Below are 22480 nucleotides of genomic sequence, written 5' to 3'. Positions count from 1 at the left end.
TTCATCCCATCACTTTTTGATGACGCCTGTGAACACGCTAGTCGTAGAAGGACGCCTCTCCTTCCGGGCGGGTCTTGAAGCGACGATGCAGCCAGAGATACTGCTCGGGGTGCTTGCGAATGGCCATCTCGATGAAGGCGTTGACCTGAGAGGCATCGGCCACCTCATCCCCGCTGGGAAAATTCTCAAGCGCCGGCAGGTATTCGAGCGTATAGGTGCGATTGTCCGGGTTGCGATGAAACATCAGCGGCATGACCGGCGCGCCGGTCATGCGTGCGATCTTGGAGGTCAACCGGATTGAGGCCGCATCGATACCGAAAAACGGGGCGAACACGCTCGCCTCTCGGCCAAAGTCCTGATCCGGTGAATACCACACCGCATGACCGCCCTTGATGCGTCGAACCACGCCGCGAAGGTCATGACGATCGATGGCCGCGCCAAAAATGCCGCGCCGCGCCCTGGTCATGAAATGCTCGAACAGCGGATTGTTGTGGGGGCGATAGACCACGTCGGCATCGAAAAACAGCGAGTGCAGTGCCCCACCCAGATCCAGCGTCGAGAAATGGATGCCGATGATCAACACACCCTTGCCGCGGGCTTTCGCCGCTTCCATGTGTTCGGTGCCCTTGAAGCTGACACGATGGCGTAGATGCTCCGGGTCGCGACACCAGCCGGTCGCGGTTTCCAGAATACCGATACCGTTGGCATGAAAGGTGCGTCTGACCAGTCTGGCGAGCTCGCGCTCATCAAGCTCCGGAAAACACAGGCGCAGATTGGTCTCGGTGATATGGCGGCGGCGTTTGACTAAGCGCCACACCAGCTCGCCGATGGCCGTGCCAACCCACAGCTTGAGACGCCAGGGCAGAAAGGCGCCCACGCGCATCAGGCCGATCGCACACCAGGTCGGCCAGTAACGCGGGTGCGCAAAGGATTCGGGATATTCGTGACGTTTACGTTTACTCATCAATCAGCCTGTGCAACTTCCTTGCGAACAGACGCGATGCCGATTGAGCACCACGCTGCAGATACTATAAGGGATTACGGAGACAAGAGGACCTCAACGCCTGTCGTACCAGCCGATCAGGGCAGCACTCCGGCGTCGATCAACGTCTTTGGGGCATCACTTCGATGGTAACAACGCGGGACGCGCGGCAGTATGCCGGTCAAAAGCGTATAGGCGATGGTATCGCACCAGCGCGCCACCTCGCTGACACTGAGCGTAGCGCCACTGGCGTCGCGTCCCCACAGGGTCACACGTGAACCAATGCCGGCCTCGGGCAGCTCGGTGATGTCCACGGTGAGCATGTCCATCGACACGCGGCCAGCAAGGGCAACGCGCTGACCATCGACCAGCACCGGGGTCCCCTCTTTGGCATGACGATCATAACCATCACCGTAGCCACAGGCCACCACGCCGACCCGTGTCGGGCGACGGGTCACATGACGGGCACCATAGCCGATCGGCTCACCGGCGGGTAATTCCCGAACGGCAATGATCCGGCTTTCCAGCGTCATGACCGGCTGCAGCACCTGATTGATCTCGTCGTGAAGCGGATGATGGCGCTCAAGTGGATTGACGCCATAGAGCATGACGCCGGGGCGCACCCAATCGTGGTGGGAGGCCGGTGCGCTCAGGGTGGCAGGAGAATTGGCGAAACAGCCAGGCAGATCGAGTCGACTTCGCAGGGTATTGATGGTCTCCAGCTGCCGGGTGAGCAGCGGATTGTCCGGTACATCAGCGGTGGCGAAATGGGTCATCAGCAATGTCTGCTCGATGCCTTCATGCGTGCGCAGGCGCTGACAGATATTCTGGATCTCGTCGGGGGAAAACCCCAGCCGATGCATGCCACTGTCACATTTGATCAGTACGGTGAGGCGATGCTGCGGCCAGTGCGCAAGCCGCTCGAGCAACGCCTCGACCTGCCAGGGCGTGTGCAGCACGCTCCAGTAGCCGCCGGTGATGATCTCATCGAGTTCACTGACCTCGAAAAAACCTTCCAGCAGTACGATGGGACATTTGATCCCGTGTGCACGCAGCGCCTGCCCTTCCTCAAGACAGGCCACTGCCATGGCCGGGGCCAGATCGCCTAGAGCCGCAGCACAGGCCGCAGCGCCATGGCCATAGGCATTGGCCTTGAGTACCGCCATGGCGCGGGCCTGAGGCGCACATCGGCGCGCCTGCAGATAGTTGTGACGCAGCGCATCCAGGTCAATATGCGCTGTCAGCGGCCTCATTTGATCAAACCCCGTACAGAAAAATGTGTATCAGTAGCCGGTATTACCGGGCATGCCATTTCTCAGACCATCAGGCATACCACTATTTCCCAGACCGTTGAGATCATCGTCATCCGGCAGGGCGGTACGATTGGGCGGTGGCAGCCGACGCTGGCCCTGACTGCCTTCCAGCGGGCTGGGACCGTTCATGCCGGGATCAGGCTGATCATCGCCGATGCCAAGCCCGGTCGTACCCTGCGATTCGAAGTTCAACAGTACCGCCTTGTCGGGACGCAGCCAACCGTTGAGCACCTGCAGCGTATCAACATCCAGAATGCCGGCTTCCTGACGAAGGCTCAGCAGGTTAAGGACATAATCATAACGCGCATCGGCGTAGTTGGAGATGGCGGTAAAGAGATTTTGCTGAGCCTGCAGCACATCGACGATATTGCGCGTGCCGACTTCATAGCCGTTGCGAGTGGCTTCCAGAGCGCTGCGATTGGACTCGATGGAGCGCTTTTGCGCCTGAACGGTCAGGACATTGTTGAGCGTCTGGGCATAGTAGGAGCGCACCTGCTGAACGGCCGTGCGTAGCTGTGACTCCTGCTGATACTGGGTCTGCTCCAGGGAGTACGTGCTCTGCCTGACCTGAGCACTGGTTGAGCCACCGGTATAGATGGGGATGGTGGCTTCCAGACCGATCTGGTTCTGCTCGTTATGACCGCGCAGGGTGTCCTGATCGCTGTCGCCATACTGGTAGTTGGCAAAGGCGGACAGGGTCGGCAGATGGCCGGCACGCGAAGTATCGAGGTTGGCACGCGCCACTTCAACGGCAGCGCGAGCGGCCAGAAGGTTCAGATTCTGACTGGAGGCCATCTCGACCCATGCCTGCTGGCTGGTCGGTGTCGGACGCTCGATGGGCATGTCATCGGCCAGGCCATCAATGCTGGAATACTGCTTGCCGGTCAATTGTTCGAGCGCTTCGAAATTGACCTGCAGGGTGCTCTCCTGCGAGATACGCTGTGAGCGCGTCAGATCATAGGACGCCTGAGCCTCATACACATCGGTGGCCGCCACGATGCCGACATCAAACTGTTGACGGACCTGCTCGAGCTGACGCGAGACGGCCTGCTCCTCGGCGCGCAGGGTATCGAGCTGCTCCTTGGCACGCAGCACGTCGAAATAGGCCTGAGCCACATTGTAGAGAAGCTGCTGACGATCGACACGCAGGTTCAGGGCTTCCTGGGCGGTCTGGCGCTTCGAGGCTTCCAACTGATACCAGTTGGTGGCATCAAAAAGAGCCTGAGTGGCCTGGACCTGCACCGTGGTGCCGGTATAGTGATTGTCGCTACCGCCACCGGTAATACCACCAGCACCAGCCCCTCCGCCGAGACCCGCAAGATTGCTGCGTTGCGAGGAGGTAATGTTGTAGCGTGTAACGCCGCCGGTAGCACTGACCTGAGGCAGTAGATCACCGCGCTCAATATCTTCACCGGCCTCTACGCTGCTATAGCCGGATCTTGAGGCGGCGAGATCGGCATTACTGACCAGCGCATCGCGTGCGATGGATATCAGGTCAGCGGCCTGAGCCTGGCCCGCGAGCGAGACGGCAAGCACCAGTGGCAGTACTCTGAACTTACGCATCGAATGATTCCCTGTCTAAAACGGTTATGGCCGTCTCTGGTCGGTATCCCGTGACCGGCTGGCAACCTTGTAGCATCTCGAGTGCACCGGCATGATCACAGTGCAACCCTCTTGTGGGGTGCGAGCTTAGCACATTGCAGGATTTTACATACATCCCTGAATGTTTAAAGGCGATTCAATTTCATCGGCCTCTAGGGTAAAAATCAAAAGCAGAGATCAAAAAAACAGCGCCAGATTGGCGCCGTTTTTGTTCATCCTGCCCGGAAGCAGCTGATGGCTGATCAGACCACAGGCGGTCTACTCGAAAATGGCATCCAGTGACAGGCCCTGTTTCTCCAGCATGCGGCGCAATTTCTTGAGCGCCTCTACCTGAATCTGACGAACCCGTTCACGTGTCAGGCCAATTTCTTCGCCGACCTCTTCAAGTGTGGCCGCTTCATGACCGCGCAGACCAAAGCGACGCACCACCACTTCCATCTGCTTCTCGGTCAACTCGCCAAGCCACTCATCGACATGCGCCTTGACGTCAAAGTCGACCAGATCGGACTCGGGTCCGGCCTCGTTTTCATCAGCGATCGTGTCCAGCAGCGGCTTGTCGTTCTCGCTGCCCACCGGATAGTCGACCGAAGAGACGCGCTCATTAAGCCCCATCATCCGCTTGACCGACTCGACCGGCCGGTCCAGATGCGTGGCAATGTCATCAGCCGTCGGCTCATGATCCAGCTTCTGGGTCAGCTCGCGCGAGGCACGCAGGTAGACGTTGAGTTCCTTGACCACATGGATGGGCAGGCGAATGGTACGGGTCTGATTCATCAGCGCCCGCTCGATGGTCTGACGGATCCACCAGGTGGCATAGGTCGAGAAGCGGAAACCGCGCTCCGGATCAAACTTCTCTACCGCACGGATCAGACCCAGGTTGCCCTCCTCGATCAAATCCAGAAGGGTCAGGCCACGATTGAGATAACGCCGCGCGATCTTGACGACCAGGCGCAGGTTGGATTCGATCATGCGCTGACGCCCGGCGGGATCACCCTTACGTGCCAGACGGCCGTAATGGACTTCCTCTTCCGGTGTCAGAAGCGGTGAAAATCCGATTTCATTGAGATAAATCTGGGTCGCATCAAGACTTTGATGCTGCTGGCGTTCTTCCCTGTTCAAGGCTTTTTCGAACGCGTCTTCGTTGTCTGCTTCCTTGTCATTATTATCATCGAGCGTCAGCTCGTTTTCGTTCTCTTCCAGTTCAACGTCGTCGTGCAATCCCTGTTCAACCACGCTCATATCGACTTCCCCTTTTCGTTTGAGGTCCCCGTATCATCGACTGGGTCGATCATCCTTCGGGTCTCATAACACCGCCCATCTCGATAGGGATGAGCGGTCTCCCTGGTGCCTCAGCGATCCGGCAGATACTGCAGCGGATCCTTCGGTTGGCCATCCTGGCGTATTTCAAAATGCAGCTTGACGCTGTCTGCGTCGGTCGAGCCCATGGTGGCAATGGTTTCGCCCTGGCGCACGACATCGTTTTCCTTGACGTTCAAGGCATCATTATGCGCGTAGGCGCTGAGGAAATGATCGTTGTGCTTGAGGATGATGAGATTGCCATAGCCGCGAACACCGTTACCGGCGTAGACGACAATACCGGGGCCGGCTGCCTTGACAGGTTGCCCCTTTTGACCAGCAATATCAATCCCGGCCGTGAGATTTGTCTTGTCGCCGAAATCACCCACGACCTTGCCCTGTGTCGGCCACTGCCACTGGATGTTGCTTGTGGGCGTATAGGTGCGATCAGAGCGGTCTTGGCTGGTGGTTTTACCTGCCACGGCCGCCCCACCGGTATCTTCCTTCTCGGCACTGCTGCCACCGGAGGACGAGCCACTGCTGCCCTTCGAAGGCGCCGGGCTCTGAGCGCTGCTCGAGCTGTTGCCTGAACCACCGCTGGCAGCACTTCCGGCAGCAGCGCCCACACCAGCCGCGGCACCTACTGCGCCCTGTGAAAGCTGCGTTTGCGAGTCTGCATTGGCACCGGTACTGCGATTGCGGTTGATGGTGTCCTCATCCGGAGACAGCCAGCTGTCATCACCGCCGCCGCTGTCACTGCCCTGAGCGCCGCTGAGCGCAGTAGCATGCGTGCCACTGGTGCCTGATACGGAGGCTGAAGACGCTGAAGAGACTGCCGGGGCGCTGACACTATCGTTTAGCCTGAGCGCCTGGCCAGGCTCTATGGCGTAAGGCGGTTCAAGGTTGTTCAGCGATGCCAGCCGACGGAAATCAATGCCGGTTTTCCAGCCGATCGAGTAGATCGTATCGCCACGCTGGACATGGTAAATGCCGTTGGCCATCGAATTCTGGTTGAATGAGGCCTCTTCTACTGCAGGCGCATTGCTGATCTGAGCGCAGCCTCCCAGCACTGCCATCAGGACAACGCTGCTGCCCAGTGTGACCTGTCGCATGCGCAGATGAAATCGAACCATGTCTCTGCTCTACTCCTTTGACATTGATTGACTGTCCGTGGAGACCCGTGACGAGTCATCACCGGAACGTTCTCCCACGGCCACTACCAGGATAAATCCGATCAGCGCCAGCGCCAGTGCGATCCACATGTGTGCCGGCTCACCGGTCACGGCCGTATAGGTTTCCGGTGACAGCAGCTTGTAGGTCAGTGGCACCACTTCTCCTTCCGGCGACATCGCGTAGCTGTCCAGCGAACGCCAGGGCCACAGTACCGGAAGTGATCCCAGAATGAAGCCGATCAGCAGATAAAGTGTGGTGGAGTAATGATGCCTGAAAAGCCACGACAGCACGCGCGAGAAGGTAAAAAGCCCTACCAGACAGCCCAGTGCAAACTGCGCCATGGTGACGATATCGAACGCCTTGATGGCATCAATCACCGTATGATACATGCCCATGGTCAGCAGCAAAAAGCTGCCGGAGACACCCGGTAACAGCATGGCACTGATGGCGATGGCGCCCGCCACGACCAGCATTACTGCCCCGCCACCGCTGGGCAGGACCGCCGGTAAAAAGTGTGCCAGCAGCGCCCCAAGCGCCAGCGGCAGAAGAAACACCAGACGCCAGCGATCCAGCCGCCGTGCCACCACGATGGCAGACGCCACCACCAGCCCGAAAAAGAAGGCGTTGAGCAGCATGGCCTGATGATCCAGCAGGTAACTCACCAGATGCGCCAGACTGAGCACGCTGGCAGCTATCCCCGCCAGAAGCGGGATCAGAAAGCCAAGGTTAAGATGTACGATCAGACCTTTCAGACCATTATCACGCAGGGCGCCGAAGGCACTGGGACCAAAGCGACGAATGGTCTCGATCAGCTCCTGATAGATGCCTGTCACAAAGGCAATGGTCCCGCCGGACACGCCGGGCACGGAATCCGCTGCCCCCATGCCCATACCTTTCAGAAAAAGCGTCACATGCCTTTTCACGTGTTCTACTCCAGATCGATGGGCGGTCCATGGACCGACTCGGGATAATCGGTTAAAGCGCGTACAGGCACTTTTGTCAGCGATGCCTGTTACACGGCGGTCGATTCGAGGGCGCGAGTATCGCATCGCGCCCGGTCACTGTCTGCTCCAGGGTGCTCAGACACCCGTTATCCACTCGACTCTGCCTTTTCAGGTCAGGTCTCCGCCCTGTTGACGCGGACCGGTCAGCGCTTCGAGCCAGCCGCTGACATCGGCGATCGAAGCGTGACGAGTCAAATCCGTCTGCAGCGGCGTGATCGACACGAAACCGGCCTCAATGGCGGCAAAATCGGTATCTTCGCCCATATCGGCACTCTCCCCGGAGGCTGCAATCCAGTACCGGGTACGACCGCGCGGGTCCTGAAGCCGTATGGGCTGACTGCCCTGGCCACGCTGGCCCTGCCGGGTCACCCTGAAGCCCTTGAGTTCATCCCAGGGCACGTCGGGGACGTTGACGTTCAAAAGACTCCGTGGCGGCAGCGCCAGCTGCTCGACGGCGCTGACCAGGGTAGCCGCCACGCGCCCGGCCGTTTCGAAATACTGGTGGCCCGCCAGCGACATGGCGATCGCCGAAAGTCCCAGCGACCGCCCTTCCATGGCCGCCGCCACGGTGCCGGAGTAGAGCACGTCATCGCCCAGATTGGCGCCATGGTTAATGCCCGAGATCACCATATCCACGGTTTCATCGAAGATATCGCTTACGCCCAGATAAACGCAGTCGGCCGGGGTGCCGTCGACGCTATAAAAACCGCTGTCCATCGGCGTCAGCGACAGCGGATATGCCAGCGTCAGCGAGTTGCTGGCGCCGCTGCGATCACGATCGGGCGCAATCACTCGCAGCCGGGCCTGATCGACCAGCGCATCGTGCAGCGCTCTGAGTCCCGGTGCATGCACCCCGTCATCATTGGATAAAAGCAGTCTGCGCATTGGACTTCCCTGTTCAGATCAATTCGAAAATGGATGCGGTTGCCCGACGCTGCGATGGCGAACAACGCAAGGCCCCACAAGCCCCGGGCACCAATGAATTAAAGTGCCGGGTGCTGAAAGAGCTCACGCAGCACCGCCGTGGCAAACCCACCGCGCGCCAGCGAAAAATGAAGCCAGAGCCCCTCACCGTCCCGCTCAAGTGACGGCGACTGAAGGCCAAGGCGCAGCGGTCGACGCATGGGTGCAGCGCCGGATGATTCAATGCCCTTGGCAAGGACAGCGTCCCGTTCGGCCACGTGACACTCGAGCATCCGTGCCTCACCACTGACGCCACCGTCGCCACGCCCCCACATCGGGCCGGTCGGATGAATATCCAGTGCCGTCAGCCGCGCTTGCAACTCGTCATCAAGGGCTTCACCGGCAAACTGGCTGGCGCTGCCTTCAAGGTTGAAAACGTCTCCCTCCAGCCCGCTGGCCCAGCTGCCCTGCTGGATGCGCGCGTTCAGCACCTGGTTAAACAGGAAACTACGCGCGCTGGAGAGCAGGAAGCCATCGCGGTCCTGTTTTTTCTTCCAGCCACGCGCCATCAGGGCTTGAGCACGCGTGAGGTTACTGCCCTGATGCCCAAAACGCTGCGGTCCGAAATAGTTCGGCACCCCATGCGCCACCAGTTCCAGCCAGCGTGTTTCAAGCGATCCCTGCGTGACGGCATCACCGCTCACATACAGGGCAAATCGATTGGCGCGGTGCACGCCACGACGCAGCTTGCGCGGATGCCGGCCAAATGACAGCAGCCGCAGTCCGTCCCTTTCAACCAGCGCCAATAGATCCACCGGGGTTACCCGACCGGTCATGGCCACCGACACCCATTGACGAGTCAGTGCGGTATGGTCCTTGAGACCACTGACACCGATATCACGCGGGGCCACCTCCAGCTGATGCGACAGATGGCGAATCAGCTGCGCCGTGGACATATTGCGCTTTTCGCAGTGCAGCCAGAGGTGTTCGCCGTCGCCTTCGGGCGTGAAGGCCATTTGCTCTTCGACTCGAAAGGCCTCGGGAAATTCACGAAACCGACCGGTATGCGGTGGCATACCAAGGCTTCTGGCCCAGTCAGGCAGCGGTGAGTCCTGCCTTTCGCCAACCGATGGGGTCATGAGGCCTCGTCATGGCGCATTAAAAGCGCCACGGCTTCGACAGCAATGCCCTCACCGCGACCGGTAAAGCCAAGTTTTTCGGTGGTGGTGGCCTTGACGTTGACGCAGATGCTTTCAAGCCCGATGTCGCCGGCAATCACCTCACGCATGGCGTCGATGTGCGGCGCCATTTTGGGCGCCTGCGCCAGAATGGTGATATCGACATTGATCAGGCCAAATCCCTGCGCCCTGACCAGCGCTACCACGTGGCGCAGCAGCGCACGGCTGTCAGCACCGCGCCACTGCTCGTCGGTGTCGGGAAAGTGGCGACCGATATCTCCCAGCGCCGCGGCACCCAAAAGGGCATCGCTCAGGGCATGCAGCACCACGTCCCCATCGGAATGAGCGACGAAACCGTGGTCGAAGGCCACGCGCACACCGCCCAGCATCAGATGGTCGCCCTCGCCAAAACGATGGACGTCAAAGCCGTGACCGATACGCAGCCGGGCGAGCAGGGAAGGATCAGACAGGCTCATGGCCGGGCTCCTTGTCGGACAGGGATAAATGAACGCTGGCCCGCTGGGCAGAGAGAATCTGCGCCGCCAGCGCCAGGTCTTCAGGATGGGTGATTTTCAGATTGTCACTGCGACCGGTGACCAGCCGGGGAGCATGACCGAGGCGTTCAACGCCCGAGGCTTCATCGGTCATCAGAAAGTTCGCCTCACGGGCAGTCCTGAAGGCCTCCTGCAACACGCCATAGCGAAAGCCCTGAGGGGTCAGGGCGCGCCAGAGCCCCTGACGCGGTACGGTTTCGTCAACCCGCTGGTCAGCGTCCTGACGCTTGAGGGTATCGGTCACCGGCGCCGCCAGCAGGCCCCCCACCGGATCATGCCGGATAGTGTCCATCAGATGGTGCAGGTCCGCCACGGTGACACACGGGCGTGCCACATCATGGACCAGCACCCAGTCATCAACATGGGCACGATCCGTGAGCCAGTCGATACCGGCGCGCACCGAGTCCACGCGCTCGTTGCCACCGTTTAGACGATGCCAGTGTGCAAAGGGCACCATGGACTCATGGAACCACTGGTCTTCAGAGTCCAGGCACAGCAGCAGCGTGGCCTCGGGAAAGGCCTCATTCAACCGCGCCAGCGTACAGGCGAGCACCGCAGCCTCATCAAGCAGCAGATACTGCTTGGGACAGGCCGCACGCATGCGTGTGCCCCGACCGGCCGCCGGCACGATCAACCATTGAGGGGCACTCATTGCTCTCTCCCGGCAAACTGATCACGCGCTTCATCGGCACTTTGATCGGCACCGGGAGGCGCTACCTTCGTGGGATTGTGACTGGCCTTTTCGCTGGGTACCCAGAAAAACTGTTCATCGTTGCGAATCATGCCCAGATCATTACGCCCGCGCTCCTCGATCGCATCAAGACCGTTTTTCAGATCCACCACCTCGGCGGCAAGACGGTCGTTGCGGTCGGTCAGCAGCTGATTGCTCTCCTGCAGCTCATCGGCGCGCGCCTTGACCCGGCTATGCTCCAAAAGCCCGCCATCTCCCAGCCAGAGCTGATACTGCAGCGCGGCCAGTGCGACGACCAGCGCGATTGAAATCCATTTGAGCATCGTGATCTATATCGTTGTCGGCCGAACCGGCCCTAGGAAAAGCCGCAATTATGCCACTATCCAACGGTGGATGGTCCAGCGGTGGATGGTCCAGCGGGCAACGTGGGTTGCCGCAGAAGTTGTGCGGTGCACCGCCGCTGGACTACCAGCGGCGAATCACATCGGCATGCAGGGGATACAGCGCCAGGTGCTGAACATCGAGTGCGTCGCGACCAAAGCGGGCTCGGTCGCGGAAATAGTATTCAAGCGTTTTCGTAATGGTGGAAAAGGCCAGCTCCGACCAGGGGATGTCCTCTTCACGGAAAAGACGCACTTCAAGACTTTCAGGCCCTGCCGAGAAGGCCGGCTCAAGATCATTGCGCAGTCGCGCCAGATAGATCATGTAGACCTGATTGATGTGCGGCAGATCAACCATGGTGTAGAGACCACCCAGCTCGATCTCGGCACAGGCCTCTTCGCGGGTTTCTCGAATGGCGGCCTCGGGCGTGGTTTCGCCGTTTTCCATGAATCCGGCCGGCAGCGTCCAGTACCCTTCCCGCGGGGAAATCGCCCGCCGACACAGCAGTACCCGATCATCCACAATGGGTAGACTACCGGCCACAATCCGTGGATTCTGATAATGGATGGTGCCGCAGTTGTCACACAGATAACGCGGACGATCATCGTCCAATGGAATGGCAAAGCGCACCGGCGCGCCGCAATGACTGCAAAAATTCATGCTTTCCCCGTCGCTTACGGCGAGTGACCGAACGCTTTACACTACGTCTGATCACTTCATGTGTCGATTGGCGATTTTGTCATGACGCCCTGATTTTTCTGGAAAGTGTCCCTTATGCTGCTAGCGGCGCAACATCGACTTCATGACTATCGCCCGGCCCGGCTGGACGGTCATCATCCACGGGCTGCCGTGTTGATGCCGATCATCAACCATGAAACGCCCACCCTGTTGCTCACGCGCCGCAACGCGCGTCTGAGCTCTCATGCCGGGCAGGTGGCCTTTCCGGGCGGCAAGCTGGACCCCGAAGACGAAAGCCTTGAGGACTGCGCCCTGCGGGAAAGTTTCGAGGAGATCGGCCTGCCGCCCGAGCGGGTGCAATTGCTGGGCCGGCTTTCCGAGCGCTTTTCCGCCAACGGCATGATCGTGACACCCTTTGTAGGGCTGATTGGGCCCGACGTGTCCTTTACGCCCAATCCCGATGAGATCGACACCATCTTTGAGGTCGAGCTGGCACGCCTGATGACCGACCCGCGCCAGCATACCGACGTGATTCGCGATGATGACGCCTGCTGGTATGTGCCCAGCTACACGATTTTTGAGCACACGCTATGGGGGCTGTCAGCGATGATGGTCGTCGAACTTTTAAGCGTCGCCTTTCATGTGGATATCGGGCTGGATCGCTATCCTGAAGCCTCGCCCCTTCGCCATCTTCCTCCTCGACCCTCACGCAGGCGCCCGTCATGAGTACCGTCATTGATGATTTTGACCGCGAGGTTCAAGCCCTGCTGGCGGCCTCGCCCCTGAACCCGGAGCGTATCGACGTCCTCATCGAAGACCTGATTCACCAGGGATTCAGTCATCAGCGCGACTTCTTTTCATCAGCACTGATAGACGCCCTGCTGTCTGATCTTGAGCGTCTTGAAGCGCATGACGCCCTGACAAGCGCCGGTATTGGCCGACTACAGGAACATCAGCTGGCCTCCAGCGTTCGCGGCGACGCGATCCGCTGGCTGAACCGGGAAAGCCCGGCTCAGCAGGTCTATCTCCAGCGCCTTGATGAGCTGCGCGAGGAGATCAACCGGGCGCTGTTCATCGGTCTGTTCGAGTTCGAGGCCCATTTTGCCCGTTACCCACCGGGCGCCTTTTACAAGCGTCACGTGGACAGCTTTCAGGGACGCGCCAATCGGGTGATCTCCACGGTGACCTATCTCAACCGCGATTGGCCCATTGATGGCGGCGGCGAGATGGTGCTGTTCGAAAGCCAGCAGCAGGGGCCGGATGGTTTCGATCCACACGCCCCGATTCGCGAAATGACCCGGGTGCACCCGGAGGCCGGCACGCTGGCCTGTTTTCTGTCGGACGCCGTCCCCCATGAGGTACTGCCCACCCGTCTGCCGCGTGCCAGCATTGCCGGCTGGTTTCGACGCAATGCCTCGGTCAATGGCGTGGTCGATCCGGCACGTTAATCCCCTGGCATCACGATGACAGCGGCAGACATTGGAATGCCCTCGTTATCGTGCTCTTTTCATCGCATGATTTCTTTCCCCTCGCCGTTAAAGTCGATGCCATTACGGCCGACATAAGTTGCTCGTTCTTGACGCTCGACGGATGAAACTTTTGTCGACGACTCTGTTTTTCGACGTGGCGAGACCCAAGTCTGATGAAGTTTCATGCACTTTTGCTGACAACGCTTTTGCTGATAGGCAGCACCGCTGCTCAGGCGCAGACACACCTTTTGGAAGACCGGGTAACAATTAGTGGGTTTGGCACGGCGGGTCTCATTCACAGCGATCAAGGAAAAGCCGACTTTGTGCGTGACACCGGCCAGCCCAAAGGCGCCGAACAGGGCTTGAGCGCCCGAACCGATACGCGGCTGGGCCTGCAGGCCAGCCTGTTTCTGACCAGCGAGCTCGATGCCGTGGTGCAGGGCATGAGCCAGTATCGCAGCTCTGGTGATTTCAGCCCCGAGCTGATGCTGGCCTTTGTGCGTTACGCCCCGACACCGGATTTTCAGATGCGGGTCGGCCGGCTGGGCTGGGATGTCGACCTGCTCTCGGAGTCACGTTATATCGGCTATGCCTCCCCCTGGATTCGCCCACCTGTGGATCATTTCGGGGTGCTGCAGCTGACTTATATTGATGGTGCTGACATGACCTTTACCCGACCGGTCGGCGATGATCTGGTCTGGGCACGTTTTTTTGCCGGCACTTCCGACAGCCGATTTTTCATGACAGATGCCCTGCAGGTGGATTTTGATGCCCACCACGTGCTGGGCGGTCATCTCAATTTTGAAACCGGCCCCTGGAGGTTTCGCGCCGGCTATACCCGAATTCGGTCAGACGTTGATTTCAGCGGCGCTGATGCTGACCTTGTAAGTCAATTTTTCAACATCGATGCCAATGACTACCTGAATCGTCTGACCGGTTTTGACGAAATACAGGTCTATTCACTGGGAGCGTCCTACAGCTCGGGGCCCCTGCAACTGCAGGCGACCTGGAATCGCGACATTTTTGCCAGGGGTAGTACCTGGCTGGATACCGGATTTGTCTCAGCAGCGTGGCGAATGGAGCAATGGACACCCTATGCGCTGATGTCAGGCATCAGAACGCATGATGATAGCGAAGATCCCTTCAGCTCCAACGTCAATCAGAACACCTGGTCATTGGGGCTTCGCTATGACGTGGCCACCAACCTGGCCCTCAAGGCCCAGTTTGACCGTATCCATACCCGCTCACCCGGACTGCTGTGGCGTGGAACCGACGGCACCTGGAAGGACGATCAATCAAACCTTGTCAGCCTCGGGCTGGATTTCATCTTTTAAGGAGACTTCCGTGCCCCGCTTCATGCCCCTGACGTGCCTTGCCACAGTTGCTGTCCTGATAATCAGCACCCCGGTCCGGGCCGACATTGCCATCGTCATCAACGAGGCAAGTCCCGTACACCAGATCAACCATGGCGAGGCGGTCAATATTTTCATGGGCCGCTACCGGCGCCTGCCTGATAACAGCGTGGCCCTGCCGATCGATCAGGGACCGCTCAAGGCTCGTTTTTACAAGGCGCTGGTGAAAAAGGACATGGCCGAGATCAATTCCTACTGGGCAAGACTGGTCTTTTCCGGCCGCGCCTCTCCCCCACAGCAGACCGACACGCTGAAGGATCTTGTCGACATCGTGACGCACAACAACAACGCTCTCGGCTATGTGGACGTCGCCGAAATGCCGCCGAACATGCGCGTTTTACTGACCATCAGTGAGTCGCCATGAAAGGCCTGATGCGCCTTTTCCGCAGCCGGCTGGCCCTGCGCGCTGCCGCCAGCATCGTCGTCATCGTGGGCGCACTGGGGATCGCCTTTTTGGTCTCGGCCGTACACCTGCGTGCTGAATCCGAAAAAAAAATCCAGCAAACGCGGCTTGAGGGGCTGATTGCCACGGTCGAGCGCACGGCCCAGATCGCCTGTTTTCTGGACGACACACAGCTGGCCGGTGAAGTGACCCAGGGGCTCCTGAGCAATCGTATCGTGCGTGAAGCGCGGCTGATTCGTCGCGATGACAGCGCACTGGCCGATCATGCCAATGCCAACGAGCATCAGGGCGGGACGCCCATGACCCGGACCATCCACTCCCCGTTCGACCCCGCTCAGGAGGTCTGCCGCATGACGCTGGTACCGGATCAGGACTGGATTGATAGTATGGTCAACAACGCCACGCGATTTCTGTCAATGGCGCTTGTCCTGCAGCTTCTGGGGATCGGCCTGAGCGTGATTCTGGTGGTATTTTATTTCGTGACCCGCCCGATCAGTGATATTTCACAAAAACTGCACTCCCTGGAGGCGGAAACGGGTCAGAAACTGCCCCCACCCGGAGGCCATCACAAGGATGAGATCGGCAAGCTGGTGTTTAGCGTCAATGCCATGATCGATCGTCTGGTCAGCAGCCTGAGCGAGGAACGCCGGCAGCGGCTGGCCCGTGAAATCGAGGAGCGACGCTACCGCACGCTCTTTGACAACGTCGAGGCCGGCATTTTTGAACTCGACGGTCAGGGGCATCTGCTGTCCGCCAATCCAGCCTTTTGCCGGCTATTTCTGGCGGGCAGAGCGCTGGATACCACCGCACCGCCGATCACCTTTACATCGCTGATCAGCGAGGGCTGTCCTACCACCGAAGAGCTTGCCACGCGCCGTGCCCGTCGGGACGGCACTCGCGAATGGGAAATGGCGATAGGCGAAAATGAACAGCGGCGCTGGGTCAACGTCATGGTCAGCCGTCTGGAAGAGGGCCGTCTTCAGGGCGTGGCCCACGACGTCACCGAGCGGCGTCGGACGGCTGAAGCTGCCGAGAAACTGGCGATGACCGACCCGCTGACCGGGCTAGGCAACCGTCTGGGTTTCGAGCGTCGGCTGAGCGTCATCGAGCGCTATCACCGCCTTCATCCTGAACATCACCATGCCTTGATGCTGCTCGATTTCGACCACTTCAAGCAGATCAATGATGCCCATGGCCACCATGCCGGCGATGAAGTGCTCCAGCAGATCGCCGGAACACTGCGCGCCATCTCGCGCCAGCATGACTTTTCAGCCCGCCTGGGCGGCGACGAGTTCGTGATGCTGCTCGATCATCGCACACCTCGCGAGGATCTGGCCGTCATGGCGCAGCGTCTGATCGACAGCATCAACCAGCCGCTAACGCTGGCTGACGGTCAAAAGGTGCAGCTGGGCATCAGCATCGGCATCGCAGTACTGGGCAGCGATACCGATGATGTCAGGACACTGGTCCAGCTGGCCGATCAGGCGATGTATCGAGCCAAGCGCGAAGGCCGTAACACCTGGCGCTTTCATGATCAAAATCTCACCTTCGATATCTGATCCTTACCCTCACTGTGAGAGAGGTGCCGTTTTATCATTGGCGTGCGCAGCACTGTCATAACGCGCATTGTCCTGATGCGCCGCCTCTTCGGCCTCATCCTTTTCTGCCTGAATTTCAGCCCCGGCCACCATCTCTTCAGTCACATCAAGCTCGGCACCCACCACGGTCTGTACCGGGTGTGCGGCAAACGGCGCCACCGGCTGCGGGGCCGGACGCACACTGCGCCGCCACATGAAAAATAGCGCCATGGCCGCCGAGATCATGGCAAGACCATAGAACAGCCCGTTACCGCCCGTCTGCCCCATCACCCCTGTCAGTATGGGGGCGCTGAGCGTGCAGCCCACCGCATTGATCAGAAGCAGCCCCTGACTCATGCCAACCAGCGCCTGGGGCGGCGCTCGATCGGCGGCGTGACTCATGGCCACCGGATAGAGCGAAAACGCCATGCCTCCGAACACAAAGAGCACAATGCCCAGTGCCAGCTCGCTCATGGCCGCCGCCAGCGGCAACGCCAGGGAGAGCGCAATCAGCGTCATGCCAAGAATGATCAGAACAATCTGGCGATCATGGCGATCCGACCATCGCCCCATGGGATATTGCAGGGCCATACCGCCCACGATGACCGCGGCCATGAACTGACCCAGCCGTTCAACCGACAGTCCCGTCTGCTGAAGATACAGGGGCAGCAGCGAATAGAGCGCCGCCACGATCAGTCCCGAGCCAAAAACGCCCATGATCCCGGTCGGCGTCACGCGAATCAGCCGCCAGGGCGGCAGCGGCACGGCATGCTCCAGCAGTGGCGACACCCGGGGAATGATGCAAAGCGGCAGTACCGAAAGCGACGCCAGCATACCGATCACCACATAGGGCGTGGCATCGAAAGGCGCCTCGAAAAGCCCCAGCAGCAATTGCCCGAGTGCCAGCGCCGCGTAGAGCGAGATCATGTAAAAGGCCAGTATCTGGCCGCGGCGGGCCGAATCGCCGCTGGTCAAAAGCCAGCTTTCGATCACCAGATAGACCCCGACCGTGGCCCAGCCACCCACCAGACGCATGGCAAACCACCAGCCGGCATCAAGCCACAGCGCCTGAGCCAGTGCGGCGGCGGCCACCAGCGAGGCAAAGCAGGCATAGGCCCGGATATGTCCGATGCGCAGCAGCAGACGATCGTTGAGCACCGCCCCCAGCGCCAGTCCCACATAGTAGGCCGAGGACACCCAGCCGATGGTCTCCACCGAGGCGCCGGCGTTATCGAGTCGTAATGTCACCAGCGTGGATAGAAACCCGTTGCCCAGGGCCAGAATGAAAAGCCCCAGCAGCGGTGGCAGGATCAGGGTCAACAGTGGACGAGCCATGGCTTCCTCACAGGACGGCGAACATGGATGGGTCAGTAGCATTGACGGTCAACGCGCCTTGAAACATCAATTGCTCTGGCTTCAATCGATAAGCGACAGACTTGAATCGATGGCTACAGGCTGGCCCGATTGCGAGGGATTTTCCAGCATTGACGGCACCTCCCGGGACAGGTCATCCTGGGTTATCGCACCACCCGGCCATGAAGCCGCGCAGTCAACTGGTTATACTCCCCGTCGATTTCGACACCACCAAAGCGTAGCAATGACGATGAAAGACAACTGGCAGGCGCGCCTTATCATGCGCCTCTGGCAAGTGCTCTCGCAGCGCACGCCGTCCACTCTGTGGCGTCTGGCCTCACGTTTCGAACCCGTTTACAGCCTGATTGGCGTGCGCGAGCGACGCATTACGCGCATGAATCTGCGCCAGGCCTTTCCGGAGGTCAGCGAACAGACCCGCCGACAGCAGATTCATGACAGCCTGCGCCATTCGATCGCGACCATGATGGAGCTGGGATTTGCCTGGCAGGGGGATCCCGAGGCGGTGGAGAAGTCGATTGTCGAGGTGCATGGGCGTGAACTGCTCGATGAGGCGCGCGCCGAGGGACGCGGCGTGATCGTGCTGGCGCCCCACTTTGGCAACTGGGAGATTCTCAACTTCTGGCTCTCCAGCCACTTCCCGTTCACGGCCATGTACGAACCGCCCAAGATCAGTGCGCTTGACCCCGTCATTCGACACGGTCGCGAGCGCATGGGAGCCAGTCTCGTCCCCACGACCTCGCGCGGTGTGGCGGCGCTTTTAAAGGCCCTCAAGCGCAGCGAGGCGATCGGCATTCTGCCCGATCAGGTGCCGGACTGGGGCAGCGGCGAATTTGCCGACTTCCTTGGCTATCCGGCCTACACCGCCACCCTGCTGCCACGGCTGGTTTCGCGCACCAACGCTCGGGTCGTGACCGGCGTGGCCAGACGGCGCGAGGATCGACGCGGCTTTGATATCCACTTTCTCAAGGCCGACGAGCGAGTCTATGCCCAGGATGATGACGCCCTGTCAGCGCGTGGCGTCAACGCCAGTGTCGAAAATGCCATTGCACTGGACCCCATGCAGTATCAATGGGAATACAAGCGCTATCGGCGCACGCCCGGCCAGCGCGAAAACGTGCCCGGCTGGCGCGAGCAGCGCTTTTACAAGCAGGGACGTGGCGGCCGCAAGCTCTGACGCCGGAGGCCGCGGGTCGCATCAATCGCGGAAGTTATCAAACTGCAGCGGCAGATCCGGCCCCTCTTCGCTTTTCAACAGCGCAATGGCCTGCTGCAGGTCATCGCGTTTCTTGCCGGTCACGCGAACCTTGTCGCCCTGAATGGCGCTTTGCACCTTGAGCTTCGACTCCTTGAGCTGCTTGACGATCGCCTTGCAGTCAGGCTGCTCGAGGCCCTGCTTGAGCTGAACTTCCTGACGCGCCTTGACGCCGGACAGCACGGGCTCCTGCTCATCCATGCAGCGGGCATCAATGCCCCGACTGATCAGTTTGGAACGCAGGATGTCGAGCATCTGCTTGAGCTGGAAATCGGCATCGGCTTCCAGCGACACCTTCTCTCCTTCCAGAGTGAAGCTGGCATCGACCCCACGAAAGTCAAAGCGAGTCTGTACCTCGCGGTTGGCCTGATCGACAGCGTTGGTGGCTTCATGCTTGTCAAATTCGGACACGATATCGAAAGAAGGCATGGCATGGTCTCCTGAATGCGCCAAAGGGGCTGATTCTAGCCGAGTCCGCGGGCAAGGCCCATTCATCCGGCACGGCTTTCGTATTCAAAAAGCTGTGCCAGCCGTTCTGCCGCCGGGGTCAGAGGCCGTTCCTGATGGCGGACCAGGTGAAAGCGCGCCGACGGCAGCGGTGTTTCAAGGCTCAGTTCGACCAGACCGGCCATGCCATGATGGGCCACCATGCCCTGAGCAAAGACCCCGATCATGTCGCTCTGGGCGATCAGGTTCAGCGAGGTCGTAAAGGAATCACACTCAAGGCGTGACTGTGCGTTGATGATGTGTTTTTCATCCAGCCAGCGATAAAGACCGGCGTAATAGCCGCTTCGCGGCGTGGGCAACACCCAGCGGGCATGACACAGCATCTCGGGGTTGGTGGCCCCGGCCAGCGGATGATCATGGCGCATGACCACCACAAATGGCTTGTCGAACAGCGGCTGAATACGCAGATCATGATCGATGGTGTCCGTATCCACCGTGCTGATCGTAAAATCGAGTTCTCCGGAACGCAGCCGCTCGACCAGCGCCGACAGCTGTCCCTCCTGAAGATGCATGCTCACCTGCGGATAGTCCTTCTGAAAGCGGGCCACAACCGCCGGCAGAATGGTCCGGGCGACGGTAGCCGATACCCCGATGGCCACATGACCACGACCACGACCGCTGACCTGATCCACACTGTCACGCGCCCGTCTGAGTTCACTGACGATCATCCGGGCATGACGTTCAAGCGCCCGCCCACTGTCGGTCAACGTCACACCGCTGGCCCCGCGCACCAGCAGTGCCGTATTCATGAGCGCTTCCAGCTCGCGAATGGACCGGGTCATGGCCGGTTGCGACATGCCCAGCTCACGCGCGGCCGAGCGGATGCTGCCGTGGGTGGCCACGGCCACAAAGGCCCGAATGTGATGCAGCCGCGGTTCTGCTCTACCTGAATCCATCCTCTGCTCTCTTGTCATGTATCGCACGGGCCCCTGCATCGCGTGGTCATCTACCGTGATAACACTCGGGTATCAGGCAGAACACAGCGGTATCTGCCAAACGGCCATCGCTTTCTCATACAGTGATATGACCTGAACGTTCGATGCGGCCCATCATATCGATAAAAACCCGCCCATTGGCATCAGGTAACCGATAACAATCGCCGGGACTGCACGGCACACAATAATACGTTACTCGGAGCCCCCATCATGGTTGCCACCACGCACCAACAGGCCCATGAGCCACGCCGCTCGACGCGCTGGCTCAATACCATCGAACGCCTGGGCAATCGCTTGCCCGACCCTTTCATGCTGTTTGTCGCCCTGGCCGTGGTCGTGTTGATCGCCTCCGTGATCTTTGCCGCCGTCGACGCCAGCGTTGTCCTGCCGGCGACCGGCGAGAACCAGCCCATACGAAGCCTGATCTCCAGTGAAGGCGTACGCTTCATGCTGGGATCAATGCTGACCAACTTCACCGGCTTTGCCCCGCTCGGGCTGGTGCTGTCGATGATGCTGGGCATCGGGCTTGCCGAAAAGATCGGTTTGCTGGATGTGTTGATTCGCCGCACGGTCATGTCGGCCCCTCGCCAGCTGGTGACCTATACGGTCGCCTTTACCGGCATCATGATGAATGTGGCCTCCGATGCGTCGCTGATTCTGCTGCCGCCGCTGGCCTCCATGGTGTATCACGGGCTGGGGCGTCATCCGGTGGCGGGACTGGCGCTCGGGTTTGCCAGCGCCGGTGCCGGTTTTACCGCCAATCTGTTGATTGTGGGTACCGACGCTCTGCTCTCCGGCATTTCTACGGAAGCTGCCCGGCTGATCGATCCCGACATGGTGGTCACCCCGGTCGACAACTGGTATTTCAACTGTCTGTCGGTCGTGGTGCTGACCGTGGTCGCCGCTCAGATCAGCGAACGCATTACCGAGCCACGACTGGGCACCTATCAGGGCGAGGTTGAACGGGTCGAAAGTGACGAGCCGGCCAGTGCCGGACGAGGCCTGCGCAACGCCGGCATCGCAGCACTTCTCTATCTTGGCGGGCTAGCCACGCTGGTGCTGTGGCCGGATTCGCCGCTTAAAAACGACGACGGCGGCCTGATCCCCTCGCCCTTTTTGTCGGGCATCATCCCGATCATTCTGCTGTTTTTCATCACCGTCAGCGTGGCCTATGGCGTTACCACCGGCAAAATCAAAACCTCCCGGGATGTCTCGGAGCGCATGGCAGAGGCCATGCGGGATCTGGGCGGCTATATCGTGCTCATCTTTGCCGCTTCGCAGTTCATTGCCTGGTTTGGCTGGACGCATATCGGCAGCTGGCTGGCGGTCAACGGTGCAGAGCTTCTGACCTCGATCAACTTCACCGGTCTGCCGGTCATCATCTGCTACATCCTGTTTACCGGCTTCATGAACCTGCTGATCTTTTCGGGCTCGGCCAAGTGGGCGCTGGAAGCCCCCATCTTCGTGCCGCTGTTCATGCAGCTGGGCTATCACCCGGCCTTTATCCAGATGGCCTATCGCGTCGCGGACTCCTCGACCAACATCATCTCACCGCTCAACCCCTATATGGTGGTGGTGCTGACGTTTATCCGAAAATACGACCGAGAGGCAGGACTGGGCACGCTGATTTCGCTGATGCTGCCCTACACGCTGGCCTTTTTGAGTCTCTGGATCGTGATGCTGGTGGCCTTTTATCTGCTTGGTCTGCCGTTCGGACCCGGCATTCACGCGCTGATGCCCTAGCGTGCCAACGACGGCCAGCGCGCAGACCCCCATAGACGCGTCTGGCCTTCAAA

General features: G+C 59.9%; 22 protein-coding genes. 7 read left to right on the top strand and 15 right to left on the bottom strand.

What is annotated here, in order from left to right:
• Positions 1 to 37: 37 nt before the first annotated feature.
• The 12 genes from lpxL to B9H00_RS13385 form a co-directional block, all read right to left on the bottom strand.
• Positions 38 to 964, bottom strand: a complete 927-nt coding sequence (lpxL, locus tag B9H00_RS13440) for an LpxL/LpxP family Kdo(2)-lipid IV(A) lauroyl/palmitoleoyl acyltransferase (protein ID WP_086901073.1) — start codon at positions 962 to 964, stop codon at positions 38 to 40.
• 116 nt (positions 965 to 1080) lie between these two features.
• Positions 1081 to 2235 (bottom strand): alanine racemase, encoded by a 1155-nt coding sequence (alr, locus tag B9H00_RS13435; protein ID WP_086901072.1) that lies wholly within the window; start codon positions 2233 to 2235, stop codon positions 1081 to 1083.
• A gap of 30 nt (positions 2236 to 2265) precedes the next feature.
• A complete protein-coding gene (locus B9H00_RS13430) occupies positions 2266 to 3858 on the bottom strand; it encodes a TolC family outer membrane protein (RefSeq protein ID WP_086901071.1) in 1593 nt (530 codons plus the stop codon).
• Positions 3859 to 4155: 297 nt separating this feature from the next.
• Positions 4156 to 5136, bottom strand: coding sequence for an RNA polymerase sigma factor RpoS (gene rpoS, locus B9H00_RS13425; protein WP_086901070.1), 981 nt, complete (start codon positions 5134 to 5136; stop codon positions 4156 to 4158).
• 110 nt (positions 5137 to 5246) lie between these two features.
• Positions 5247 to 6326 (bottom strand): peptidoglycan DD-metalloendopeptidase family protein, encoded by a 1080-nt coding sequence (locus B9H00_RS13420; RefSeq protein ID WP_236944286.1) that lies wholly within the window; start codon positions 6324 to 6326, stop codon positions 5247 to 5249.
• 9 nt (positions 6327 to 6335) lie between these two features.
• Complete coding sequence (locus B9H00_RS13415) at positions 6336 to 7289, bottom strand: DUF368 domain-containing protein (RefSeq protein ID WP_086901069.1); 954 nt, start codon at positions 7287 to 7289, stop codon at positions 6336 to 6338.
• Between the two features lie 189 nt (positions 7290 to 7478).
• Positions 7479 to 8255: a 5'/3'-nucleotidase SurE gene (surE, locus tag B9H00_RS13410; protein WP_086901068.1), complete on the bottom strand. Its 777-nt coding sequence runs from the start codon at positions 8253 to 8255 to the stop codon at positions 7479 to 7481.
• Positions 8256 to 8353: 98 nt separating this feature from the next.
• A complete protein-coding gene (gene truD / locus B9H00_RS13405) occupies positions 8354 to 9412 on the bottom strand; it encodes a tRNA pseudouridine(13) synthase TruD (RefSeq protein ID WP_236944285.1) in 1059 nt (352 codons plus the stop codon).
• Positions 9409 to 9894 carry a 2-C-methyl-D-erythritol 2,4-cyclodiphosphate synthase gene (gene ispF, locus B9H00_RS13400; protein ID WP_086901888.1) on the bottom strand — a complete coding sequence of 162 codons (486 nt, stop codon included), beginning with the start codon at positions 9892 to 9894 and terminating at the stop codon, positions 9409 to 9411. Before ispF ends, truD begins: the two co-directional genes overlap by 4 nt.
• Positions 9895 to 9913: 19 nt before the next feature.
• Positions 9914 to 10657 (bottom strand): 2-C-methyl-D-erythritol 4-phosphate cytidylyltransferase, encoded by a 744-nt coding sequence (ispD, locus tag B9H00_RS13395; protein WP_086901067.1) that lies wholly within the window; start codon positions 10655 to 10657, stop codon positions 9914 to 9916.
• Complete coding sequence (ftsB, locus tag B9H00_RS13390) at positions 10654 to 11019, bottom strand: cell division protein FtsB (RefSeq protein WP_086901066.1); 366 nt, start codon at positions 11017 to 11019, stop codon at positions 10654 to 10656. Before ftsB ends, ispD begins: the two co-directional genes overlap by 4 nt.
• Positions 11020 to 11161: 142 nt before the next feature.
• Positions 11162 to 11737 (bottom strand): NUDIX hydrolase, encoded by a 576-nt coding sequence (locus B9H00_RS13385; protein WP_086901065.1) that lies wholly within the window; start codon positions 11735 to 11737, stop codon positions 11162 to 11164.
• A gap of 114 nt (positions 11738 to 11851) precedes the next feature.
• Between B9H00_RS13385 and B9H00_RS13380 the strand changes: the two genes are divergently transcribed.
• From B9H00_RS13380 to B9H00_RS13360, 5 genes are all read left to right on the top strand, one after another.
• Positions 11852 to 12481, top strand: coding sequence for a CoA pyrophosphatase (locus tag B9H00_RS13380; RefSeq protein WP_086901064.1), 630 nt, complete (start codon positions 11852 to 11854; stop codon positions 12479 to 12481).
• Complete coding sequence (locus B9H00_RS13375; RefSeq protein WP_086901063.1) at positions 12478 to 13203, top strand: 2OG-Fe(II) oxygenase; 726 nt, start codon at positions 12478 to 12480, stop codon at positions 13201 to 13203. The genes B9H00_RS13380 and B9H00_RS13375 overlap by 4 nt, the downstream gene beginning before the upstream one ends.
• 194 nt (positions 13204 to 13397) lie before the next feature.
• Positions 13398 to 14558 (top strand): porin, encoded by a 1161-nt coding sequence (locus B9H00_RS13370; RefSeq protein WP_086901062.1) that lies wholly within the window; start codon positions 13398 to 13400, stop codon positions 14556 to 14558.
• Between the two features lie 10 nt (positions 14559 to 14568).
• A complete protein-coding gene (locus B9H00_RS13365; RefSeq protein ID WP_120211713.1) occupies positions 14569 to 15000 on the top strand; it encodes a hypothetical protein in 432 nt (143 codons plus the stop codon).
• Positions 14997 to 16598, top strand: a complete 1602-nt coding sequence (locus B9H00_RS13360) for a sensor domain-containing diguanylate cyclase (RefSeq protein WP_086901060.1) — start codon at positions 14997 to 14999, stop codon at positions 16596 to 16598. Before B9H00_RS13365 ends, B9H00_RS13360 begins: the two co-directional genes overlap by 4 nt.
• A 9-nt stretch (positions 16599 to 16607) precedes the next feature.
• Here B9H00_RS13360 and B9H00_RS13355 read toward each other — a convergent pair whose 3' ends face one another.
• Positions 16608 to 17951 carry an MFS transporter gene (locus tag B9H00_RS13355; protein ID WP_086901059.1) on the bottom strand — a complete coding sequence of 448 codons (1344 nt, stop codon included), beginning with the start codon at positions 17949 to 17951 and terminating at the stop codon, positions 16608 to 16610.
• A 262-nt stretch (positions 17952 to 18213) separates the two neighbouring features.
• Between B9H00_RS13355 and B9H00_RS13350 the strand changes: the two genes are divergently transcribed.
• On the top strand, positions 18214 to 19164 hold the full coding sequence (locus B9H00_RS13350; RefSeq protein WP_086901058.1) for a lysophospholipid acyltransferase family protein: 951 nt from the start codon (positions 18214 to 18216) through the stop codon (positions 19162 to 19164).
• 21 nt (positions 19165 to 19185) lie between these two features.
• Here the strand turns inward: B9H00_RS13350 and B9H00_RS13345 are convergent, their stop codons facing one another.
• Entirely contained in the window at positions 19186 to 19671 is a 486-nt protein-coding gene (locus B9H00_RS13345) for a YajQ family cyclic di-GMP-binding protein (RefSeq protein WP_086901057.1), read from the bottom strand.
• 62 nt (positions 19672 to 19733) lie between these two features.
• Positions 19734 to 20645 (bottom strand): LysR substrate-binding domain-containing protein, encoded by a 912-nt coding sequence (locus B9H00_RS13340; protein ID WP_169713444.1) that lies wholly within the window; start codon positions 20643 to 20645, stop codon positions 19734 to 19736.
• A gap of 249 nt (positions 20646 to 20894) precedes the next feature.
• Between B9H00_RS13340 and B9H00_RS13335 the strand changes: the two genes are divergently transcribed.
• Positions 20895 to 22427 carry an AbgT family transporter gene (locus B9H00_RS13335; RefSeq protein ID WP_086901055.1) on the top strand — a complete coding sequence of 511 codons (1533 nt, stop codon included), beginning with the start codon at positions 20895 to 20897 and terminating at the stop codon, positions 22425 to 22427.
• The last annotated feature ends 53 nt before the right edge of the window (positions 22428 to 22480 follow it).

It is taken from the genome of Kushneria marisflavi (assembly GCF_002157205.1).
Classification (GTDB): Bacteria; Pseudomonadota; Gammaproteobacteria; order Pseudomonadales; family Halomonadaceae; genus Kushneria; species Kushneria marisflavi.
Note: the sequence above shows the minus strand (reverse complement) of the source record. Positions and strands in the feature narration are given on the sequence as shown.

What these genes read in the sequence shown, in the direction of transcription:
- B9H00_RS13375 (WP_086901063.1), top strand. Translation starts at nt 12,478, where the DNA reads ATGAGTACCGTCATTGATGATTTTGACCGCGAGGTTCAAGCCCTGCTG.
- ispD (WP_086901067.1), bottom strand. Translation starts at nt 10,657, where the DNA reads ATGAGTGCCCCTCAATGGTTGATCGTGCCGGCGGCCGGTCGGGGCACA.
- B9H00_RS13345 (WP_086901057.1), bottom strand. Translation starts at nt 19,671, where the DNA reads ATGCCTTCTTTCGATATCGTGTCCGAATTTGACAAGCATGAAGCCACC.
- ftsB (WP_086901066.1), bottom strand. Translation starts at nt 11,019, where the DNA reads ATGCTCAAATGGATTTCAATCGCGCTGGTCGTCGCACTGGCCGCGCTG.
- alr (WP_086901072.1), bottom strand. Translation starts at nt 2,235, where the DNA reads ATGAGGCCGCTGACAGCGCATATTGACCTGGATGCGCTGCGTCACAAC.
- B9H00_RS13350 (WP_086901058.1), top strand. Translation starts at nt 18,214, where the DNA reads ATGACGATGAAAGACAACTGGCAGGCGCGCCTTATCATGCGCCTCTGG.
- B9H00_RS13355 (WP_086901059.1), bottom strand. Translation starts at nt 17,951, where the DNA reads ATGGCTCGTCCACTGTTGACCCTGATCCTGCCACCGCTGCTGGGGCTT.
- B9H00_RS13340 (WP_169713444.1), bottom strand. Translation starts at nt 20,645, where the DNA reads ATGGATTCAGGTAGAGCAGAACCGCGGCTGCATCACATTCGGGCCTTT.
- rpoS (WP_086901070.1), bottom strand. Translation starts at nt 5,136, where the DNA reads ATGAGCGTGGTTGAACAGGGATTGCACGACGACGTTGAACTGGAAGAG.
- B9H00_RS13430 (WP_086901071.1), bottom strand. Translation starts at nt 3,858, where the DNA reads ATGCGTAAGTTCAGAGTACTGCCACTGGTGCTTGCCGTCTCGCTCGCG.
- B9H00_RS13420 (WP_236944286.1), bottom strand. Translation starts at nt 6,326, where the DNA reads ATGGTTCGATTTCATCTGCGCATGCGACAGGTCACACTGGGCAGCAGC.
- B9H00_RS13335 (WP_086901055.1), top strand. Translation starts at nt 20,895, where the DNA reads ATGGTTGCCACCACGCACCAACAGGCCCATGAGCCACGCCGCTCGACG.
- lpxL (WP_086901073.1), bottom strand. Translation starts at nt 964, where the DNA reads ATGAGTAAACGTAAACGTCACGAATATCCCGAATCCTTTGCGCACCCG.
- B9H00_RS13380 (WP_086901064.1), top strand. Translation starts at nt 11,852, where the DNA reads ATGCTGCTAGCGGCGCAACATCGACTTCATGACTATCGCCCGGCCCGG.
- B9H00_RS13385 (WP_086901065.1), bottom strand. Translation starts at nt 11,737, where the DNA reads ATGAATTTTTGCAGTCATTGCGGCGCGCCGGTGCGCTTTGCCATTCCA.
- B9H00_RS13360 (WP_086901060.1), top strand. Translation starts at nt 14,997, where the DNA reads ATGAAAGGCCTGATGCGCCTTTTCCGCAGCCGGCTGGCCCTGCGCGCT.
- B9H00_RS13370 (WP_086901062.1), top strand. Translation starts at nt 13,398, where the DNA reads ATGAAGTTTCATGCACTTTTGCTGACAACGCTTTTGCTGATAGGCAGC.
- truD (WP_236944285.1), bottom strand. Translation starts at nt 9,412, where the DNA reads ATGACCCCATCGGTTGGCGAAAGGCAGGACTCACCGCTGCCTGACTGG.
- surE (WP_086901068.1), bottom strand. Translation starts at nt 8,255, where the DNA reads ATGCGCAGACTGCTTTTATCCAATGATGACGGGGTGCATGCACCGGGA.